The organism is Streptomyces sp. UH6, from assembly GCF_013421635.1.
GTDB lineage: Bacteria > Actinomycetota > Actinomycetes > Streptomycetales > Streptomycetaceae > Streptomyces > Streptomyces abyssomicinicus.
This window is the reverse complement of the sequence record NZ_JACADT010001340.1, coordinates 1-1,199: the sequence shown is the minus strand read 5'-3', so window position 1 is coordinate 1,199 and position 1,199 is coordinate 1. Positions and strand designations below refer to the sequence as shown.

Below are 1,199 nucleotides of genomic sequence, written 5' to 3'. Positions count from 1 at the left end.
GCGGGGCCGTGACCCGCACCGTGCGCCACGCCGCGGTGTTCTGTCTGCTGCTGCTCGCCGCGCTGCTGGTGAACGCCGCCCGGGTGCAGGTGTTCGACGCGGGGGCGTACGAACACAGCCCGGCGAACCGGCGGGCCGACATCGACCGCTACCACCGGGCCCGGGGCGACATCCTGGTCGGCGGACGCCCGGTCACCGGCTCCGTGGACTCCGGGGGGCGGCTGCGCCATGAACGCACGTACACCGACGGGCCGTTGTACGCGCCGGTCACCGGCTTCGCCTCGCAGGCGTACGGGACCACCCTGCTGGAGCACACCGAGGACGACGTCCTCAGCGGCAGTCATCCGCTGCTCGCCGCGCTCCCCCTGCTCGGCGGCCCGGCCGACCGCGGCGGCGACGTGGTCACCACGATCGAACCGGCCGCGCAACGGGCCGCGTTCGAAGGGCTGGGCGACCGCAAGGGCGCGGTGGTGGCGCTGGAGCCGGCCACCGGGCGGATCCTGGCGATGGTCTCCACCCCCTCCTACGACCCGGCCGAGCTGTCCGGCAACGGGCCGTCGGCGGCGCGGGCCTGGCGCCGGCTGCTGGGCGACGCGGACCAGCCGCTGCTCAACCGCGCGGCGCGCCAGACGTATCCGCCGGGCTCGACCTTCAAGGTGGTCACCGCCGCGGCCGCCCTCGAGGCGCGGGTCGTGCGCGACCTCGACCAGCGGGTCGGTGAGCCGGGCCCCTACCGGCTGCCGGGCACGGACACCGAGCTGACCGACGAGCGGGCGGAATGCGGCCGGGCCACGCTGCGGCAGGCCTTCGAGTGGTCCTGCAACACGGTCTTCGCCCGGCTGGGCGTCCGGGTGGGCGCCGAGCGGATGTCGCGGACGGCGCGCGGGTTCGGTTTCAACGACGACGGGCTGCGGGTGCCGTTCTCGGTGGCCCGGTCCACCTTCGACCCGGACGTCGACCGGGCGCAGCTCGCCCTGTCGTCGATCGGGCAGTACAACACCCGGGCCACGCCGCTGCAGATGGCACGGGTCGCCGCGGTGGTGGCGGGCGGCGGGCTGACGCGCACGCCGTACCTGGTGGAGCGGACCACGACGGACGGCGGGACCACGATCGGCCGGGCCGGGCCGCGGGGGCTGCGGCAGGTGGTGCGGCCGGCCACGGCACGGCTGCTGCGGGAGCTGATGCCGGGGGTGGTCACG

Annotated in this window: 1 protein-coding gene; it reads left to right on the top strand. The window is 76.1% G+C overall.

Annotated elements, in window-relative coordinates:
• Nucleotides 1-8 precede the first annotated feature (8 nt).
• On the top strand, nucleotides 9-1,199 hold a 1,191-nt coding region (locus HW445_RS31740), incomplete at its 3' end, for a penicillin-binding transpeptidase domain-containing protein (RefSeq protein ID WP_180224220.1).